Source organism: Streptomyces sp. NPDC047917 (genome assembly GCF_043204345.1).
Taxonomy (GTDB): Bacteria; Actinomycetota; Actinomycetes; order Streptomycetales; family Streptomycetaceae; genus Streptomyces; species Streptomyces sanglieri.
The window spans coordinates 576,521-595,043 of record NZ_JBIDCA010000002.1; the positions used below are offsets into that span (position 1 = coordinate 576,521).

The following is an 18,523-nucleotide window of genomic DNA, read 5'->3' on the forward strand; positions in this document are numbered from 1 at the left end:
GTGCCAGAGGCATATTCCGGACAGTCCGCGAAGCCGCCGGACACGCGGCGAAGCCGCCGGACAGTCCGCGAAGCCTCCGGGCAGTCCGCGAAGCCTCCGGGCAGTCCGCGAAGCCGTCGGGCAGTCCGCGAAGCCGCCGGACACGCGGCGAACGGCCCCGGTCCGGCCGGGACGCCGACGGGAAGCGCCGATTGATCACCGCCCGCACCGCCGCGCGCCTATGCTCGCCGGATGGAGCAGAGCGAAGTGGTGAAGCGGGTGGTGGGCATCCTCACGGAGGCGGGCGAGATCCGTCGGCTGCTCGAAGAGAACGTCGACCGCGACGACCTGGAGACCGATCCCAGCGTGGTGACCGTGCTCCTCAACGAGACGATGCCCCGGATCACCGTCCCCGAGGACGCCTCGATCGAGGAGATCGCGACGCTCGTCGGCCGGGAGGTCGGCGGTGCGGTGGAGCAGCTGGTCGGCGCGTTCACCCTGGCCTTCGCGATGCTGGCCCAGGTGCACGACTCCGGGCAGACGGACGTGACCTCCGCCGATGTGCTCCAGGACCTGGCGCTGCGGGCCGAACAGATCGGCTCCTCCGGCCCGGACGACACAGGACCGGAGGAAGCGGGCGCGTAGGCCGCGAGGATCGCCCGGCGGCACCGGTCCCCGGAACACCGGCCCGCGCTTCACCGGCCGACCGCCCGGCTCACCGGTCTGTTGCCCACCGGCTTACGGCTCACCGGCTTGTGACTTACCGGCTTACGGCCCACCGACTTGTGGCACCGGCCTGTGACTTACCGGCTTACGACTCGCCGGCCTGTGGCTCCGGCCTGTGGCTTACCGGCCTGCGGCTCTCCGGCCTACGGCTCACCGACCTGCGCTTCACCGGCTCCCACCCCGGACCGGCCCCCGCGCGCCCCCGCGCGCCCCGCGTCCGCCCGCCGCAGCAGCACCACCGCCACCACCGCGGCGGCGAGCGCGACCAGTGCCGCGACGGCACCGACCTCGCCGACCACTGCCGTGTACTCCCGCCGCCCCGGAGCGGCGAGGCCGATGAACAGCCCGCCGCACACCGCGGTGCCCAGCGCGAGACCCACCTGGCGGGCGGTGTTGGCCACGGCCGCCGCCGTGCCCGCGCGGGACGGTTCGGCGTCCCGCATGGCCGCGGACGGCAGCACCGGCGACACCATGCCCGCACCGATCCCGGTCAGCAGCAGCGACGGTACGAGCGCCACCGGCCCGTACGAGACACCCAGCAACGCGAAACCCGCACATCCCGCCGCGCAGAGCGCGGTGCCGACGCCCAGCGGGATCCACAGCGCGACGCGCTGGAGCACCGCCCCGCACAGGGCGGAGACGGCGAAGAAGACCGCGGGCTGGAGGGCCAGCAGCAGCGAGGTGTCGACCGCGTCCAGGCCCGCACCGTCCTGGAACCACGACGACATCACCGTCAGCGGTCCGAACGCGGCGAAGTAGTAGCCGAACGCCACCGAGACCACGGCCAGGAACCTGGGGTGGCGGAACAGCGCCGGATCGATGACGGGATCCGGCGTACGGCGCTCGTGCACGACGAAGGCGAGCACGGTCACGGCCGCCACGAGGACCGCGAGCCCCGGACCCGCCCCCGCGCCGTGCTCGCCGAACAGGAGCGCCCCGACGACCAGGGCGGCGATGCCCGCGCTCAGTAGGACCGACCCCGGCACGTCCATCCGCCCCGCCCCGCGCTCCGGATCACGGGGCAGGAACACGACGGCGAGCACCAGCCCGGCCGCCCCCACCGGTACCGCGAGCAGAAAGATCCACCGCCAGCCCAGGGCCTCGGCGAGCAGTCCGCCGCACACGTTGCCGACAGCGGCGGCCAGCCCGGCCACGGCGCCCCAGACGGCGAAGGCCCGGTGTTGTTCCCGTCCCTGGTACGACGCCCTGATCAGCGGCAGCGTGGTCGCGAACATGGCAGCCCCGCCGACCCCCTGCGCCCCCCGGAACGCGATGAGTTCCCGCACTCCGGGCGCCAGCCCGCAGGCCAGCGAGGACACCGTGAAGAGAGCGAACCCGGCCAGGAAGACCCGGCGCCGGCCGAACGCGTCGCCCACCGCCCCGCAGACGACCAGGAGCGCCGCGAGCGCGAGCGTGTAGAGGTCCACGACCCACTGCAACGCCGCGAAGCCGGTGTGCAGATCGGCGGCGATCGCCGGAATGGCGACGGTGACGACCGTGGCGTAGGCGAGCAGCAGGAAGGTCGCCGTGCAGGCGACGATCAGGGGAGCGAAATGGCGCAACTTCACGGTTCATTCCTCCGGGTCGGCCGGTCGTACACGTCCAGGGGGCGGTTGTGTTGATCGAGGTAGGCGATGGCGAGGCGGCCCGTCACCGGGTTGCGGTAGGTCTCGCACTCGACCTCGTACACCTCGTGGATGAGCTCTCGTGTGAGCACCTCGTCCGGCGGCCCGTGGGTCACCACGGCACCTTCCTTGAGGACGTACAGCTCGTCGCAGTAGCTCGCCGCCATCGGCAGGTCGTGCAGCGCGGCGAGCACTCCGACGCCGAGCTCCTTGACGATCGAGAAGATCTCCAACTGGTGCTTGATGTCCAGGTGGTTGGTGGGTTCGTCCAGGATGAGGAAGGCCGGTTCCTGGGCGAGCGCCCGCGCGAGCACCACCCGCTGTCGCTCGCCGCCGGACAGGGTCCGGAAGCTCCGCCCCGCGTACTCGTCCATGTGCACCCGGCGCAGCGCCCGCCGGACGATCTCCCGGTCCCGTTCGCCGGTCGTCTCCAGCGGCCGCTTGTGCGGGGTGCGCCCCATCGCGACCATCTCCGCCACCGTGAAGTCGAAGCTCAGGTCGTTGAACTGGGCGACCACCGCGAGCCGGGTGAAGACCGCACCGGGACGGCTCGCGAGCAGGTCCAGTCCGCCGAGCACCGCGGTACCGGAGTCGGGGGTGACGACCTTGTAGATGCTCTTGAGGAACGTGGACTTGCCGCACCCGTTCGGCCCGACCACACCGACGAACCGGCCGTCGGCCACCTTCAGGCTCACATCGCGAACGATCCGTGCGCCGCCGAGCGTGACCGAGATGCGTTCCGCGCTCAGCCCGCGATGACCCGACGTGCCGTCATGTGCCGTCGGCACTCGGTTACTTGTCACCGAACCCGTACTCCTTACGGATCAGCATGTGCAGGAAGAGAGGGGCGCCGAGAACGGACGTCACGATGCCGATCGGCAACTCGGCGTTCGGGACCGCGACGCGTGCGGCCACATCCGCCCAGATCAGGAAGAGTGCTCCGGACAGCACCGCGACGGGGATCAGCCCACGGTGGTCCGGCCCGATCACACTGCGCACCACATGCGGGACGATCAGGCCGACGAAGCCGATGATTCCGCAGGTGGCGACCAGCATTCCGGTGACCACGGCGGCCAGTACCAGGTGGATCCGCCGGTGCAGCCCGGGATCGATGCCCAGGGTGACCGCGGCCTCGTCGCCCATGAGCAGCGCGTTCAGGACCCTGCTCCGGAAGAGGAAGAAGACCGTGGCGATCAGCACCACGACGCTCACGGCGGGCAGCGTGGCCCATTCCGCTGAGGCGAGGCTGCCCATGCTCCAGAACGTGACCGAGCGGACCCCCTCGGCGCTGCCGGCGAAGTACACCAGCGCACTGGAGGCCGCACCGCACAGGGCGTTGACCGCGGTACCGGCGAGGATCAGCTTGACCGGCGACGTGCGCGAGCCCGCGCTGCCCACCCCCAGTACCAGGGCGGCGGCGGCCAGTGCCCCGATGAACGCCCAGAACGGCACGCCGAGTCCGGCGACGGCCCCCGCGGCCCCGGCCGCCCCGAAACCGGTCAGGATCGCGAACGCGGCGCCGAGGGACGCCCCGGAGGAGATGCCGAGGACGAAGGGGTCGGCGAGCGGGTTCTGCAGGGTCGACTGCATCACGGTGCCGCACAGCGCGAGTCCGGCACCGACGACCGCGGCCAGCAGGACCCGAGGGAGGCGGATGCTCCAGATCACGTCCACGAACACGGGGTCACCGGGGCCGCCGATCCCGGTCAGCTCATGGAGCAGGATGCGCGAGGACGCACGCACCGGGACGTCGACCTGACCGATCGAGACCGACACGACGGCCGAGCCGGCCAGCAGGAGCAGAAGGACGGCCACCAGGACGGACGGCGCCACCCGACGGGCCCTCCCGCCACGGCCCGCCCGCGTCGCCCGCCGCTCCTCCCGTTCCGCGGCGAGCACGTCCCGGCCGCTCACGAGGCCGGGAAGAGGTCGGGGTGGACGAACTCCGCGACGTCCTCGCACAGGTCCGCGAGCGTGAGCGAGCCCCGGATCGAGGTCGTGTAGTCGGCGATCATCACAGCGCCGTTCCTGATCGCGGTGACGTTCTTCAGACGCGGGTCGCGCAGCAGCCGGTCACGCGACTTCTCGCCGTCCGACTTCTGGAACTCGGTCACGATGATCTTGTCCGGGTCGGCCGCGACGATCGATTCGAGCGAGAGCTGCGCGTAACTGTCGTCGGTCAGCTCCATGTACGTCCCGCCGGCGCCGTTCACCATCTCGTCCACCAGGCCCAGGGAGGGCGCGTAGTAGTCGTACGTGTCGCGCCCGCCGCTGGCGACCAGGAGAACCTCGGGGGAGTCGGTGGCCTTCTTCGCCGTCCGCCCGATCGCGGCGATCCGGCTCTTCTGTTCCCGTGTGTAGGCCTCGGTCCGCTCCGTCCTGCCGAAGACCTCGCCCAGGTGCCGGACGTCCTCGTAGTAGCTGTCCAGATCGCGGCCCGCGGTGTAGTTCACGGCCGGAAGCACGTCCACTCCCCGCTCGTTCCAGAACGGGATCTCACCGATCTTGTCCGGCTTCAGCGCGAACGACATGGTGAGGACGAGGTCGGGTCGCAGCGCCAGGACCGCTTCCCTGGAGGGGAGCTGGTCGGAGATCTTCGGCAGCTTCGCGATCCGGTCCGCGTACTTCGAGTACGAGTTGTCGAGGTAGCCGACCCCCACGATCCGGTCGTCGAGCCCGAACTCGATCATCAGCTCGGCCAGGGCCTGCCCGATCACGACGACACGCTTCGGCTCGGCCCCGACGGTCTGCTCCAGCTTCTTGCCGGCGTCGTCCATGACGTCCACGGTGACCGGATAGCGGCCCTGGCCGGGGGCCCCGTCACCGCGCACGGCAGCGGGTTGCGCGGTGTTCGCACAGCCGGCGAGCAGGAGGGCCGAACCGGCGGCGAGAGCCGCGCGGACGCGTATCGGGATCCGGAGCGGGGAGGCGTTCACGATGTCCTTTCGGGGAAGGCGTGGCATCGGCCACCCGGCCATCCTCGGAAGGAACACGGCGGGACGTGTACGGAGAGCAGGACCCGGAAATGTGGAGCGGGCGCCCCACGAAGGGGACGCCCGCTCCACACTCCACGACCCGCGGAATCAGGAAACGGCCTCTCGGACACCGGCCACTGCCCGCCCCGCCCGGTACTGCCGGGGTGTCCGCCCGTAATGCTTCTTGAACGCGTGGCAGAAGTTGCTGGGACTGGAGTAGCCGCTCCTGAGCGCGACGGCGGCGACGCTGAGATCGGTCTCCACGAGCAGCAGTGAGGCCCGGCGCAGACAGGCGTTGCGATGGTGGTTGAAGACGGTGTCGCCGTAGAGCTGCTTGAACCCCTCGTTCAGCCGCTTGGGCGTCATCCCCAGGGCTCGCGCCAGCGACTCCCCGGTGTGCTGCTCGTGCAGGTTCTCCATCAGCAGCTCCGGCACCTTCCGGATCCGCTCGATCTCGTACTCCGCCATGGGCGGCCCGGCCGGGCCGCGCGGGGACTCGGTGCCCGCGACGATCCGGGCGAGGATCTCCATGACCTTGGACTCCAGATACAGCGCGCGGAACCGGGCCGGCAGCGCACACGTGAACAAGTCGGCGAAAGCGGCCGCGAGTTCGGGTGGAGCCTGCCGGCCGAGATAGTGCGCGTCGCGCGACGCGGCGGGCATCTCCTCGACGCTCTCCTCCCAGGCCGCCGCCCCCAGACTCCCGAAGAAGACGTCGACCGCCTCCCGGCGGGCCGCGATCGACACACCCCGGTAGCGCTGCCCGGCGGGCCGGACGAGCCGCCCCGCCGAGGCCCGCGAGTGCGATATCGACAGCTCGTTCGCCCCGAAGACCGTCGCCCCGGTCGCCCGCTCCTCCAGCTGCATCAGCCCGTCGACGCAGTACTCCAGCTCGAAGTAGTCGCCCGCGAGATCGAAGTCGAGGACCAACTCGTCGTGGAACGTCAGGTCGTACAGGGTGAGCGTGACCCCGTGGAGCAGCTCATGAACGGTGATGCTCCCGACCCCGGTCCCCGGCCGCAGGTCGTACACCCGGACCCCCTCCACGCCACCGCCGCGGCAGGTCGCGATCGCCGCGTAGAAGTCCCGGTACTGCCGTCCGAGATCCGCGTACCCATGCGCGGACGTGAGAGAGAAGCGCCTGGTCACACCGCCTCCAGAGAAATGAGAAGCAATCCCCCGCATTTCTACTTAGGGTAACCTAAGTTCTCTTGCTGGGGCTGGGGCTGGGGCTGGGGCTGGGGGCGAGGCGGACGAAGCCGCCCGCGACGGAGGGAAGGCATGCGACGGGTCATGGCCATGTGCCCCGTGCGGCGCTCGGCCGCATATGAAGAGCGGCGCGTGGCCGCCCACGAAGAAGGCCTTCCTGGATCCTGTGCGTCTGTGGCTGGACGGGACGGCACCACCGCAGTCCCGGGGCCCGGAACCGCGTTCCACGTGCCGCCGGGAGAGGAGAGGAGAGGTGACGAGGTGCGGGAGGTGGCACCCCCCCGGCAACCACCATGCCCCGCAGGCTATGGAGCCTTCTTGCTCGCGGGAGGGGGCGTCACGGACGGTTCGATGGTCGACCGGACGTAGATTCGCGTGGTGCCGGGCTCGAACTCGTGGGTGAAGAGGTCGACGCAGCGCTGGAGATACTTGCCTTCCGGGGTTGTGAGTTCATCGGGGCACAGGCTGATCTTCCGCAGCCCCTCGACGAACGTCTCCGGCTCGGGCAGCCCGAGGTGACCGAAGCCAGCCGCAGGCCGGTAGTCCTCCTTCTCGGGATGGAAGTTCCCGATCATCTTGGTGCCGTTCCGGATGAGCCTGCCGGTGTACGTCTCCGCTTCGTCGCCGGGGAGGACGAAGGACAGCAGTCCGGTGTCGTAGCGCTCCCCGACCTTGTAACCCGCCCGACGGTCCGATGCCGCCGCCGGAATGCGGACGCCCATCTGGCCACTCATCCAGGCAGGCGTGGCTCCGTCCTCCCAGCAGCAGGTCATCTCCTGGTCCGCCAGGTCCGACGACACGTCGTCGGCGACGCAGGAGACCAGGCCGATCGTGGTGGCGACGCAGGCGAGGAGCGTCAGGACGACGACGACCGCGACCGGCACACGACGGCGGCGCACGGGCTGCCTGTCGGCAGCAATCTCGCTGGAGCTCTCCATCGGTGGTCCTCTACCGCCCTTCCTGCTGCTCGCGGCTCGGATCCGTGCGGTCGCCCTCACGCCCGGGCTCGTCCGGCTGCGGCAGAGGATCGTGGTTCGGGGCGGATGCGCCCAGATCGTAGTGCTTGACGGAACTGCTGCCCGCCATGTCGAATTCCTGAGCGATGCCCGTGGTGTGGAGGCGGGCCATCTGACCGTCCGGAATGCTCATGTCGCTGCCCCCGGGAAGGCCGATGGTCACCCCTTTGTCCTGGTCCCAGTTGTAGCGGTCCCATGCGTTGGCCTGATAGTCGAGACCGACCTCGGGCCGACCGTTGGCATCCGGCACGACGGTGACCACCCCGGTCACATTCGACCTGGTGGAACCGACCGCGTAGAACCAGTTCTCGTCGACGTCCTTGGTGAAGCTGAAATCCCGGTTGCCGGTTTCCACCGGTATCGAGACCGGCTGTCCGCCGTTCCTCTTGAACTCCGCGAGTGCTTGGTCGCGCCACGCGTCCTGGTGTTCCCTGATGCCGTCCTCGATGTGCATACGGAAGCCGGGTACGTCCGACATCATCTTGTCGATGGGCAGCTCCATGTCCGTCCCGCTGTTCCCCAGGTAGTGCGCCATGTGCCGAGCAGCGTCGTTGTCGCCCGTCCAGTCGGCCGCCTCGGCGATCAGATTCATCTTCTCCCGGGTCCTGCGCTCCTCTGCTCCCGGTTCCTCGGCGCCGTGGGGCCCGGAACCTCGGTCGGGCGCGGCTTGTTTGATGGACGGAGCGAGCAGTCCAGCCGCGAGAAGGCCGTCCTTGTGCCCGGTCCACAACTCCGCACGGGCCTGAGGGCTCAGCGACGACCAGAGTCGCCGCAGCTCGGCCCGCTGCGCCGTGTTCGCCTCGTCGCCGAGCGAAGCCAGCTTTGTGGCACGGGGCAGCTGGTCCTCGTCCAGCGAGGTGTACGTCGCGTGTCCCGCGTTGTGCGGGTCGTCGCCATGGCTTCTCTTCAGGGCACGGGTGACGGCCGCATCGATCTCTGCCGCGTGGGACACAAGCCCCGTGAGCGTGTCGGCGTACCACTGCATCAGGTCCTTGGTCCGCTGGGAAGTCCCGTCCACGCCGCAGAAGGCCTCTGTGACCTTCACGGTGCCGCTGGGGCCGTCCGTCACCAGTAGCCCCGGGTCCGGGCCTGCCTGCCGGGTCGGATCACCCTTGCGGGCTTCCGCGGAGAGTTCCCTGGCGCGCTTCTGGATGTGCGTCAGTTCACCATGGGCGTCCTGAAGGACAGCCGCGATGCTCTGAGCCTCCAGGTGGAGATCCGTGACCTCCTTGGCCGTCTTGCGGACGAAGTCCTTGGTGACAGCGGCGTTCAGGCCGGCCCAGTCGGCCCCGTCGGACAGTTGCAGAAGACCGCTGTAGACCTCGGTCCTCAGCTTCTCCAGCCCGGCCGCCGTCGCCGCCCAGTCGTCGGCCGCCGCACTGAGCTTGCCCAGATCCACTTCGATGAGATCTGTGTAAGAAAACGCCCCCATGTTTCTTCGCCCCGCTCACTTCACATACTTCAGTAGCTCCGACACCGGTACGGGAGAGCCGTCTCTGCGCGAGAGAGATGCGGTGATCTCCGCCTCGTCGTTGGCGTGCAACTTCTGTGAGAAGTCAAGGTGGTTGGAGATGTGCGCGCACATCTGCAGGACCGTCTTCACCTGCGAACTCCAGACCTCCAGGGTGGTGTACAACTCACCGCCCGCGCTGAAGTTCCGGCCCTGCAACTCCGCTGCGGCCCGGGCAGTCGTCCCCGCGCCGTCCTTGTCGGCCCCGGCACCTGCGAGGTCGGCCCGCTTCCGCAGCTCGCCGTGGATCCGAAAGGCTTCATTGCCGACCTTGCCGAGATCATCCCGGTGAACCACCAGGTCGGCGTTGCCTCCGGACCCTGCGCCGTCGGCCTGGGGCTCATTCGTGTTGAGCCTCATCTGCGCGGAATGCCGATCCTGCGCATCCGCCTTGAGCCGGGCCCACTCGTCGTCGAACGTCATGAGTCCCCCGGCCCTGTCCGATGTCAACGCGACACCCTAGCAATGAGGTTGCGACGTGATCACCTGGGCATCACCGGTGTTTCGTACGAGCAGGTGCTGCCACGAGTGCTCCCGGAGCGTCTGGGGCCACCCGCGCGTGACTGCCCGAGGTCAGCCCAGCGCACTGGCCAATCGCGTGCCAGGTGCCGTGGCCGAAGGCGACGACAGGGCCGGCGTGCTGCGGTGTGCGCTGTTCACTCGCATGGACGCCACGCTAGTGCGGCAGTACCTGGATGGCCGCATGGAGATGCTCGGAACTGGCCAGCAGGTGTTTCAACTGCGCGTTCATGACGTGCGGGCTGCCGACCCGCTGAAGAAGTACGGCCTCCGACACCGCGGCCCACAGCTGCAACGGGTTGTCGGGGCAGGTGTTCCTGCCGAGACCCGGGGAGGCGGACGTCGCGGCGGTGGCTGTTCGGCCGGGCCGGAGCGTCCGGGTCCGGGGTGCGTAGCGAACGGTCCGCAGCGTGCGAAGTGAGTGGTATGCCTCCGGAGAAATCCCTGCGGGCGGGTTTCGTCGGCGCGGGTCCGGCATTGCTCCGGCCGTCGGCACTTACGGCTGAGGCATTATTCAGGAAGGGGGCTGACCAAGCGGACTGCTGTTGCTCCCAAACGGACTGCTGCGTGAGGATCAGCTGCCATCGGTGCAGATGATCGGCTACGGCATCACTCGTCCCGGGGCTCACGTGGACGATGGTGTGGGGATGATCCGAGCGGCGGATATCCAGGACGGCCATCTCCATAGCGACGAGCCGAGAAAAATCAGCCCTCGCACGCACCAGGCGAACATCCGTAGTGAGTTGCGGGTCGGCGATGTGCTCATCGTGCTCGTAGGCAGGGTCGGCGAAGCAACCATGGTCACCGACGCGTATCACGGCTGGAATGCTGCCCGCACTGTCGCGGTGGTGCGGATGGCAGAGCCTGATGAGGCGGCCTGGCTCAGGTTGTGGCTCGGATCGCCGTATGTACGTGACTGGTGCGAGAGTCGCGTGACCGGCTCCACCCTGCAACGCACTCTGAATCTGAAAGTCCTGCGCGGCCTTCCCGTGCCGCTGCCGCCCCCGGAGGCCAGGGCGGCATTTCTCCGCACGGCGGAAGTCATGGAAAGGAAAGCGGCAGTCAACACGCGCATCGCGGAATGTGCCATGTCGTTGAGCGACGCGCTGTTCGCTGCCGAGGCACAGGACAAGGGAGCCTGGCCCGAACAGTCCTTCGGTACCCTGGCTCACCTGCGCTCAGGTCATGCGTCGCGCCCTCGCGAGGACGCCCCCCATGCGGACGAATCGTCCCAGGGGTCCGCTGTCCCCTTCGTCGCGCCCGCGGACGTCCTGCGTAGGGGCCTGCCGTATGTCTCCCGGACAGACACCTGGCTCGCCTCTCCTGACGCGGACTCCGTGTGCGCTCCGCAGTCCCTGCTTCTGGCGACCAGAGAGGACGGCGTGCACGCCGTCCTGAACGAGGTTCCGGTTGTGCCTGGGCGAGGCATTCTCGCCCTGCAGCCGGAGACACTGGCCGACAGCTACTGGCTGCTGCACGAAGTCCGAGCCCGGAGCGGGGAACTGACCGCCGCCGCCCAGGGGCCGGGCGGGCGTGAACTGAGCCGGAACGCGTTCGCGGCCACGGCGGTCCAATGGCCCCCGTCCTCCGTGCGTGAGCGGTTCGCACGGCTCACTGGCAAACTCCACCTGCGTGCCGGAGCCGCGTACGCGGAGAGCGAGATCCTCAACAGGCTGCACGACAGACTCCTGGACAGCTTCCTCGACGGAGCTCCCAACGTCGAAAGCGCTCACTGATCGCTCTGAGATCAAGCCCGGCCCGAGTGCTGTGCGGCAGAGGCGTACGCGCGTCCGCGGAGCCGGGGTTCTCCGCCACGGCGGAGTACCCCGGCTCCGCGAGACATGAAAAAGACCCTCTGCTCAGCGTTTCCACTGGCCAGAAGGTCTTTTTGGCACTTCTTCCGAAGTGCCCTCGGCAGGATTCGAACCTGCGCACACGGCTCCGGAGGCCGATGCTCTATCCCCTGAGCTACGAGGGCGTATCGCTGTGTTGCTCGGCGACGGGTGAAACACTACCAGCTTCCGCGGGGTGTCCGTGAACAGGTATTTCCCGGCTCGCCGGAGCGGCGGCGAGGGTCCGGACGGAGGGGCGTGAGGTGTGCTCCGGATGCATCCGGCCACCCCTCGCGCCACCCGTCCGGGGGCGGAAGTGGGTAAAACCCGGACGCAGCCACGGAGTCGCCCCTACCCTCGAAGTGTGTCAGGGGCTTGTGGCCGCGTGCTTGTTGTCGACGACAACAAGGTCATCCGGCAGTTGATCAGGGTCAACCTTGAGCTTGAGGGCTTCGAGGTCGTGACCGCGGCCGATGGTGTCGAGTGTCTTGATCTGGTGCATCGGGTCCATCCCGATGTGATCACGCTCGATGTCGTCATGCCCAGGCTGGACGGTCTGCAGACCGCCACCAGACTGCGCTCAGATCCCCGGACCAGACATCTGCCCGTGGCGGTCATCAGTGCCTGCACGCCGTACGAGGTGGACAGCGGGGTCGCCGCGGGGGTCGACGCGTTTCTCGCGAAACCCTTCGAGCCGACCGAGCTGGTGCGGCTGGTGCGGGAGTTGATGGAGCGGAAGGACCGGCCGTCGCTCGACGGCAGGCGGAGCGCCGGGACCGCGGAGCGCGCCGCGGGGTGACCGCATGGCGAAACGGGGTCGCGGGGTGCCCCCCTTCCTCCCATACGCTTGTCCTGTGACCCCCGCCGACCTCTCCAGGACCGTGCTGCACGCCGTGCGCCGCGCGGTCGACGAGAACGCCCTGCGCGCCCCCGTGCCCGCGCGCGTGCGGGTGGAGCGGACGCGACCCGGCGGGCGTGGGGACTACGCCTGTGCCGTGGCCCTCCAGCTGGCCGGGCCCGCCGCGCTGCCGGCCAGGGACGTGGCCGAGATCCTGCGGGAGCGAGTGGTCGGCGCGCCGGGGATCGGGGACGTCGAGGTCACCGGACCGGGATTCCTGAACTTCACGCTGCGAGCCGGGGCGCGCGGCCTCGACGGCCTGGTGCGCGACATCGCCGAGCACGGCACGGCGTACGGGCACGGGGACGCCCTCGCCGGTGCGACGGTCTCGTTCGCGCCCGTCGAGGAGCTTCGCGCCCGGGTCGTCACCGAGACCGTCGAGCTGCTGCTCCGGGCCCAGGGGGCCGAGGCCGGGGAGCGGGCGGCCGGCGGGGAGGTGCTGCACGTGCTGCCGGTGCCGGCCACCGACCGCGATCTCTTCGAGCGGCTGGGGAACGACGCCGCGCGCTGGGCGCTGCTGCGGGCCGCCCCGCACGACCGGCCCCGGGGCACCGGGAGCGGCGAGCTGCTCGTACAGCAGGAGAGCAATCCGTTGTTCCGGGTGCGGTACGCGCACGCCCGGATCCGTGCGCTGGGACGGAACGCCCGGCAGCTCGGGTTCGCCGCGGCGTACGAGGAGGGCGTGGCCGCGCCCGCGCTCGGTGCGCTGCTCGCCGACCACCCCGGGGTGCTCGCCGCCGCGGCCCGGCACCGGGAGCCCGACCGGGTCGCCCGGCAGCTGGAATCCCTCGCGCAGGCCTTCTTCGACTTCCACGACAGCGCCTCGCCGCTGCCCGCCGGTGACGAGAAACCCTCGGCCGCCCACCGTTCCCGGCTCGCTCTTGCCGAAGCCGCCGGGACGGTGCTGGCAGGCGGCCTGTCCCTGCTCGGCATCAGCGCACCCGAAGTCCTCTGAGAGATCCGAGAGAGCAGAGCAACACCATGAGCCGATCCGCACACCCCGCCGGACCCCGTCACGCCGACGTCATGACGGAGGGGCACTACACCGCCCCGCCCGCCGATCTCAACGCCCTGGACGCGAAGGTCTGGGCCCGTACCGTCACCCGCGCCGAGGACGGCGCGGTCACCGTCGGCGGGATCGAAGTGACGCGGCTGGCCGAGGAGTTCGGCACCCCCGCCTACTTCCTCGACGAGAGCGACTTCCGGGCCCGCTGCCGTGCCTGGGCCGACGCCTTCGGACCCGGCGCCGACGTGTTCTACGCCGGAAAGGCCTTCCTGTCGCGCGCCGTCGTGCGCTGGCTCCAGGAGGAGGGGCTCAACCTCGACGTCTGCTCCGGCGGCGAGCTGACCACCGCCCTGGACGCCGGGATGCCGGCCGAGCGCATCGCCTTCCACGGCAACAACAAGACCGTCGCGGAGATCGAGCGGGCCGTCGAGGCCGGTGTCGGCCGGATCGTGCTCGACTCCTTCCAGGAGATCGCCCGGGTCGCGCACATCGCGCAGCGGCTCGGCAAGCGGCAGCGGGTACAGATCCGGGTCACCGTCGGTGTCGAGGCGCACACCCACGAGTTCATCGCCACCGCGCACGAGGACCAGAAGTTCGGGATCGCGCTGGCCGGGGGACAGGCGGCCGAGGCGGTACGCCGGGCGCTCACCCTCGACGGCCTGGAGCTCATCGGCATCCACTCGCACATCGGCTCGCAGATCTTCGACATGGCCGGCTTCGAGGTCTCCGCCCGCCGCGTGGTCCAGCTGCTCGCCGAGGTGCGCGACGAGCACGGGGTGGAGCTGCCCGAGATCGACCTCGGTGGCGGACTCGGCATCGCGTACACCTCCGAGGACGACCCGCGCGAGCCGCACGAGATCGCGAAGGCGCTCGGCGACATCGTGACCCGCGAGTGCGAGGCCGCCGGGCTCGCCACCCCGCGGATCTCCGTCGAGCCGGGGCGCGCCATCGTCGGACCGACCGCCTTCACGCTGTACGAGGTCGGCACCATCAAGCCCCTGGAGGGGCTGCGTACGTACGTCAGCGTCGACGGCGGCATGTCGGACAACATCCGCACCGCGCTGTACGACGCCGAGTACACCGTCGCGCTCGTCTCACGCGCCTCCGACGCCGAGCCGATGCTCGTCCGGGTCGTCGGCAAGCACTGCGAGAGCGGCGACATCGTGGTCAAGGACGCGTTCCTGCCGTCCGACCTCGCCCCCGGCGACCTGATCGCGGTGCCCGCCACCGGCGCGTACTGCCGTTCCATGGCGAGCAACTACAACCACGCCCTGCGTCCGCCGGTCGTCGCCGTGCGCGACGGTCGGGCGCATGTCATCGTCAGGCGCGAGACGGAGGAAGATCTCCTGCGTCTCGATGTCGGCTGATGAAATACATATCTCAGGATCCGGACGAGTGGCAGAATCCCCCGTCCGGTGAGTGAGACTGGTCCACACATCAGATGTAAAGGAAACGAGGTCGGATGATGCGTACGCGTCCGCTGAAGGTGGCGCTGCTGGGCTGTGGAGTGGTCGGCTCAGAGGTGGCGCGCATCATGACGACGCACGCCGACGACCTCGCCGCGCGCATCGGCGCGCCGGTCGAGCTCGCCGGTGTCGCCGTGCGCCGGCCCTCCAAGGTGCGCGAGGGCATCGACCCCGCACTGATCACCACCGATGCGACGGCCCTGGTCAAACGGGGCGACATCGACGTCGTCATCGAGGTCATCGGGGGCATCGAGCCCGCCCGCGCCCTCATCACCACCGCCTTCGAGCACGGCGCGAGCGTCGTCTCCGCGAACAAGGCGCTGCTGGCCGAGGACGGCGCCGCGCTGCACGCCGCCGCCGAGCAGCACGGCCGGGACCTCTACTACGAGGCAGCCGTGGCCGGTGCCATCCCGCTCGTACGGCCGCTGCGCGAATCCCTCGCCGGTGACAAGGTCAACCGGGTCCTCGGCATCGTGAACGGCACCACCAACTTCATCCTCGACAAGATGGACACGAGCGGAGCCGGGTACTCCGAGGCGCTCGACGAGGCCACCGCCCTCGGATACGCCGAGGCCGACCCGACCGCCGACGTGGAGGGCTTCGACGCCGCGGCCAAGGCCGCCATCCTGGCCGGGATCGCCTTCCACACCCGGGTGAGGATCGGCGATGTGCACCGCGAGGGCATCACCGAGGTCACCGCCGCCGACATCGCGTCCGCCCGCCGGATGGGCTGCACGGTCAAGCTCCTCGCCATCTGTGAGCGCGCCGCCGACGGGCAGTCGGTCACCGCCCGGGTCCACCCCGCGATGATCCCGCTGAGCCACCCGCTGGCCTCCGTCCGTGAGGCGTACAACGCGGTGTTCGTGGAGGCCGAGGCGGCCGGTCAGCTCATGTTCTACGGCCCCGGCGCCGGTGGCTCGCCGACCGCTTCCGCGGTCCTCGGCGACCTGGTCGCGGTCTGCCGCAACAAGCTCAACGAGGCCACCGGCCCCGGTGAGTCCGCGTACACGCGCCTGCCGGTCAGCCCCATGGGCGACGTGGTCACGCGGTACCACATCAGTCTCGACGTGGCCGACAAGCCGGGCGTGCTCGCCCAGGTCGCGACGGTCTTCGCCGAAAAGGGCGTATCGATCGATACCGTCCGCCAGCAGGGAAGAAATCCGGGCAGCGGCGACGAGGTCGCCATCGAGCAGGGTGGCGGCGGGCGACGGGTGGGCGGCGAGGCGTCCCTCGTCGTCGTCACCCACCGCGCGTCCGACGCCGCCCTCTCGGCGACCGTCGAGGCGCTTCGCAAGCTCGACACCGTGCGCGGTGTCGCCAGCATCATGCGTGTTGAAGGGGAGTAAGGACCCATGACCAGCAAGGGCACCCACCAGTGGCGCGGCATCATCGAGGAGTACCGGGACCGCCTTCCGGTCACGAGCACGACGCAGGTCGTCACGCTCCGTGAGGGCGGTACGCCGCTCGTCCCCGCTCAGGTCCTCTCCGAGCGCACGGGCTGCGAGGTGCACCTCAAGGTCGAGGGCGCCAATCCCACCGGGTCCTTCAAGGACCGCGGCATGACGATGGCCATCACCCGGGCCAAGGAGGAGGGCGCGAAGGCGGTCATCTGCGCCTCCACCGGCAACACCTCCGCCTCCGCCGCCGCGTACGCGGTGCGGGCCGGCATGGTCTGCGCCGTCCTCGTGCCCCAGGGCAAGATCGCGCTCGGCAAGATGGGCCAGGCGCTGGTGCACGGCGCCAGGATCCTCCAGGTGGACGGCAACTTCGACGACTGTCTGACGCTGGCCCGCTCGCTCTCGGACAACTACCCGGTGGCGCTGGTCAATTCGGTCAACCCGGTGCGCATCGAGGGCCAGAAGACCGCCGCGTTCGAGATCGTCGACGCGCTCGGCGACGCCCCGGACATCCATGTCCTCCCGGTCGGCAACGCGGGCAACATCACCGCGTACTGGAAGGGATACAAGGAGTACGCGGGCGACAGCATGTCCACGCACACCCCGCGCATGTGGGGCTTCCAGGCCTCCGGCTCCGCGCCCATCGTGCGCGGCGAGATCGTCAAGGACCCGTCGACCGTCGCCACCGCGATCCGGATCGGCAACCCGGCCTCCTGGCAGTACGCGCTGGACGCCCGGGACGAATCGGGCGGTTTCATCGATGAGGTGACGGACCGACAGATTCTGTCCGCCTACCGGCTGTTGGCCTCCCAGGAGGGTGTCTTCGTCGAGCCCGCCTCGGCCGCCTCCGTCGCCGGCCTGCTGAAGGCCGCCGAGGAGGGCAAGGTCGACCGCGGCCAGAGGATCGTCTGCACGGTCACCGGCAACGGCCTCAAGGACCCCGACTGGGCCGTCGCGGGCGCACCGCAGCCGGTCACCGTCCCGGTCGACGCAGCCACCGCCGCCGAGAAGCTGGGCCTGGTCTAGGGTCTTTCGTCCGGATCGGGCCGGATCAGGGACCGGGGTGCGTGAGCCCGGCATGATCCGGACGAGAGGCTCCGGGGGTGCGCCGGTCCGTCGGCCGACCCCGACGGACCGGGCAGGAACCCGGCTCAACCGCCCCTTTTCGGGGCGGAGAGCGCATAGGAGGCGTGCGACACGCATCGTGCGCCTCCTGTGCGCCCTATGTCGCCACAGAACCTTCCTTCGATAAGCTGTAGCCAACCCGCCCCGCCGCATCTGCCGCGGTGTATGGGCCGTTGTGGCCGTCGGGTTCCCCGGAACACCACCCCCCGCCGCCACGACCTCCTGCCGCCAGGAAAACGCTTCACCACCCCCGCTGCCTCACAAGGAGAGTCGTCCAACCGATGGCCGGTCCCGCTTTCCGAGCCGCCGCCGTCCGGGTGCGCGTCCCCGCGACCAGCGCCAACCTGGGCCCGGGTTACGACGCCTTCGGCCTGTCGCTGGGGCTGTACGACGACGTCGTCGTCCGCGTCGCCGACTCCGGGCTGCACATCGACATCGCCGGTGAGGGCGCGGACACGCTGCCCCGCGACGAGCGTCACCTCCTCGTACGTTCCCTGCGCACTGCCTTCGACCTGCTCGGCGGACAGCCCCGGGGCCTGGAGATCGTCTGCGCCAACCGCATCCCGCACGGACGCGGCCTCGGCTCCTCCTCCGCCGCCATCTGCGCCGGAATCGTCGCCGCCCGCGCCGTGACGACCGGCGGCGACGCCCGGCTCGACGAAGCGGCACTGCTGGAACTCGCGACCGAGATCGAGGGCCACCCCGACAACGTCGCGGCCTGCCTGCTCGGCGGATTCACCCTCGCGTGGATGGACGGCGGATCGGCGCGCGCGATCAGGATGGATCCCGCAGAATCCATCGTTCCGGTGGTTTTCGTACCCGGCAAGCCGGTCCTCACCGAAACCGCCCGCGGACTGCTCCCGCGCGCCGTCCCGCACGTCGACGCGGCTTTCAACACCGGCCGTGCCGCACTGCTCGTCGAGGCCCTGACCAGGCGCCCCGAGCTGCTGCTCACCGCCACCGAGGACCGGCTCCACCAGGAGTACCGCGCCCCGGCGATGCCCGAGAGCGTGGAACTCGTCAACCGACTGCGTGCGGACGGTGTCCCCGCGGTCATCTCCGGTGCCGGGCCCACCGTGCTCGCACTGGCCGAGGTCGGTGCGGCCGACAAGGTCGCACAGCTGGCGGGCGAGGGATGGGCGGCCAACCGTCTCGCTCTCGACGCCCCGGGCGCGAGTGTGCTGCCGCTCGCCCCGTAGCCGAGAAGTGATTGCCGGTGAGTGAGAGGGGGAATGTTTGT

Annotated in this window: 17 protein-coding genes and 1 tRNA gene; 8 read left to right on the plus strand and 10 right to left on the minus strand. The window is 70.0% G+C overall.

The annotated features are described in order from the left end of the window. Positions 1-231: 231 nt before the first annotated feature. Entirely contained in the window at positions 232-624 is a 393-nt protein-coding gene (locus ACGF8B_RS06230) for a hypothetical protein (RefSeq protein ID WP_342281425.1), read from the plus strand. 224 nt (positions 625-848) lie between these two features. Here ACGF8B_RS06230 and ACGF8B_RS06235 read toward each other — a convergent pair whose 3' ends face one another. From ACGF8B_RS06235 to ACGF8B_RS06275, 9 genes are all read right to left on the minus strand, one after another. Next, a complete protein-coding gene (locus ACGF8B_RS06235) occupies positions 849-2,273 on the minus strand; it encodes an MFS transporter (protein ID WP_392735242.1) in 1,425 nt (474 codons plus the stop codon). Continuing rightward, positions 2,270-3,133 carry an ABC transporter ATP-binding protein gene (locus ACGF8B_RS06240; RefSeq protein ID WP_392735244.1) on the minus strand — a complete coding sequence of 288 codons (864 nt, stop codon included), beginning with the start codon at positions 3,131-3,133 and terminating at the stop codon, positions 2,270-2,272. Before ACGF8B_RS06240 ends, ACGF8B_RS06235 begins: the two co-directional genes overlap by 4 nt. Next, positions 3,123-4,244 carry a FecCD family ABC transporter permease gene (locus tag ACGF8B_RS06245; protein ID WP_392735246.1) on the minus strand — a complete coding sequence of 374 codons (1,122 nt, stop codon included), beginning with the start codon at positions 4,242-4,244 and terminating at the stop codon, positions 3,123-3,125. Before ACGF8B_RS06245 ends, ACGF8B_RS06240 begins: the two co-directional genes overlap by 11 nt. Then, positions 4,241-5,266: an ABC transporter substrate-binding protein gene (locus ACGF8B_RS06250; RefSeq protein ID WP_392735248.1), complete on the minus strand. Its 1,026-nt coding sequence runs from the start codon at positions 5,264-5,266 to the stop codon at positions 4,241-4,243. Before ACGF8B_RS06250 ends, ACGF8B_RS06245 begins: the two co-directional genes overlap by 4 nt. A gap of 147 nt (positions 5,267-5,413) precedes the next feature. Further along, the gene (locus ACGF8B_RS06255; RefSeq protein ID WP_392735250.1) at positions 5,414-6,454 is read right to left on the minus strand and encodes a helix-turn-helix transcriptional regulator; all 1,041 of its coding nucleotides are present in this window, start codon (positions 6,452-6,454) and stop codon (positions 5,414-5,416) included. Between the two features lie 365 nt (positions 6,455-6,819). Next, positions 6,820-7,452: a hypothetical protein gene (locus ACGF8B_RS06260; protein ID WP_392735252.1), complete on the minus strand. Its 633-nt coding sequence runs from the start codon at positions 7,450-7,452 to the stop codon at positions 6,820-6,822. Positions 7,453-7,462: 10 nt separating this feature from the next. Continuing rightward, positions 7,463-8,962, minus strand: a complete 1,500-nt coding sequence (locus ACGF8B_RS06265) for a hypothetical protein (protein ID WP_392735253.1) — start codon at positions 8,960-8,962, stop codon at positions 7,463-7,465. A gap of 15 nt (positions 8,963-8,977) precedes the next feature. Continuing rightward, positions 8,978-9,463, minus strand: a complete 486-nt coding sequence (locus ACGF8B_RS06270; protein ID WP_392735254.1) for a hypothetical protein — start codon at positions 9,461-9,463, stop codon at positions 8,978-8,980. Positions 9,464-9,716: 253 nt separating this feature from the next. Beyond that, positions 9,717-10,037, minus strand: a complete 321-nt coding sequence (locus ACGF8B_RS06275; protein ID WP_392735256.1) for a Scr1 family TA system antitoxin-like transcriptional regulator — start codon at positions 10,035-10,037, stop codon at positions 9,717-9,719. A 109-nt stretch (positions 10,038-10,146) separates the two neighbouring features. On the opposite strand from ACGF8B_RS06275, the gene ACGF8B_RS06280 reads away from it, so the two are divergent. After that, positions 10,147-11,295, plus strand: a complete 1,149-nt coding sequence (locus ACGF8B_RS06280) for a hypothetical protein (protein ID WP_392735258.1) — start codon at positions 10,147-10,149, stop codon at positions 11,293-11,295. A 170-nt stretch (positions 11,296-11,465) separates the two neighbouring features. On the opposite strand, the gene ACGF8B_RS06285 is transcribed toward ACGF8B_RS06280, so the two are convergent. Beyond that, positions 11,466-11,537 (minus strand) — tRNA-Arg (locus ACGF8B_RS06285). Positions 11,538-11,776: 239 nt separating this feature from the next. On the opposite strand from ACGF8B_RS06285, the gene ACGF8B_RS06290 reads away from it, so the two are divergent. The 6 genes from ACGF8B_RS06290 to thrB all read left to right on the plus strand — a co-directional run bounded on the left by ACGF8B_RS06290 (position 11,777) and on the right by thrB (position 18,482). Further along, a complete protein-coding gene (locus ACGF8B_RS06290) occupies positions 11,777-12,190 on the plus strand; it encodes a response regulator (protein ID WP_392735259.1) in 414 nt (137 codons plus the stop codon). Positions 12,191-12,245: 55 nt separating this feature from the next. Next, a complete protein-coding gene (gene nrtL / locus ACGF8B_RS06295; protein ID WP_392735261.1) occupies positions 12,246-13,244 on the plus strand; it encodes an ArgS-related anticodon-binding protein NrtL in 999 nt (332 codons plus the stop codon). Between the two features lie 26 nt (positions 13,245-13,270). After that, positions 13,271-14,662 (plus strand): diaminopimelate decarboxylase, encoded by a 1,392-nt coding sequence (gene lysA / locus ACGF8B_RS06300; RefSeq protein WP_392735263.1) that lies wholly within the window; start codon positions 13,271-13,273, stop codon positions 14,660-14,662. A gap of 95 nt (positions 14,663-14,757) precedes the next feature. Next, complete coding sequence (locus tag ACGF8B_RS06305; RefSeq protein WP_392735264.1) at positions 14,758-16,107, plus strand: homoserine dehydrogenase; 1,350 nt, start codon at positions 14,758-14,760, stop codon at positions 16,105-16,107. 6 nt (positions 16,108-16,113) lie between these two features. After that, positions 16,114-17,184: a threonine synthase gene (gene thrC, locus ACGF8B_RS06310; RefSeq protein WP_392735266.1), complete on the plus strand. Its 1,071-nt coding sequence runs from the start codon at positions 16,114-16,116 to the stop codon at positions 17,182-17,184. 380 nt (positions 17,185-17,564) lie between these two features. Next, positions 17,565-18,482 (plus strand): homoserine kinase, encoded by a 918-nt coding sequence (thrB, locus tag ACGF8B_RS06315; RefSeq protein ID WP_342281441.1) that lies wholly within the window; start codon positions 17,565-17,567, stop codon positions 18,480-18,482. Positions 18,483-18,523: the final 41 nt, after the last annotated feature.

What these genes read in the sequence shown, in the direction of transcription:
- ACGF8B_RS06230 (WP_342281425.1), top strand. Translation starts at nt 232, where the DNA reads ATGGAGCAGAGCGAAGTGGTGAAGCGGGTGGTGGGCATCCTCACGGAG.
- ACGF8B_RS06260 (WP_392735252.1), bottom strand. Translation starts at nt 7,452, where the DNA reads ATGGAGAGCTCCAGCGAGATTGCTGCCGACAGGCAGCCCGTGCGCCGC.
- ACGF8B_RS06265 (WP_392735253.1), bottom strand. Translation starts at nt 8,962, where the DNA reads ATGGGGGCGTTTTCTTACACAGATCTCATCGAAGTGGATCTGGGCAAG.
- ACGF8B_RS06270 (WP_392735254.1), bottom strand. Translation starts at nt 9,463, where the DNA reads ATGACGTTCGACGACGAGTGGGCCCGGCTCAAGGCGGATGCGCAGGAT.
- ACGF8B_RS06275 (WP_392735256.1), bottom strand. Translation starts at nt 10,037, where the DNA reads ATGCCGGACCCGCGCCGACGAAACCCGCCCGCAGGGATTTCTCCGGAG.
- lysA (WP_392735263.1), top strand. Translation starts at nt 13,271, where the DNA reads ATGAGCCGATCCGCACACCCCGCCGGACCCCGTCACGCCGACGTCATG.
- ACGF8B_RS06305 (WP_392735264.1), top strand. Translation starts at nt 14,758, where the DNA reads ATGATGCGTACGCGTCCGCTGAAGGTGGCGCTGCTGGGCTGTGGAGTG.
- thrC (WP_392735266.1), top strand. Translation starts at nt 16,114, where the DNA reads ATGACCAGCAAGGGCACCCACCAGTGGCGCGGCATCATCGAGGAGTAC.
- thrB (WP_342281441.1), top strand. Translation starts at nt 17,565, where the DNA reads ATGGCCGGTCCCGCTTTCCGAGCCGCCGCCGTCCGGGTGCGCGTCCCC.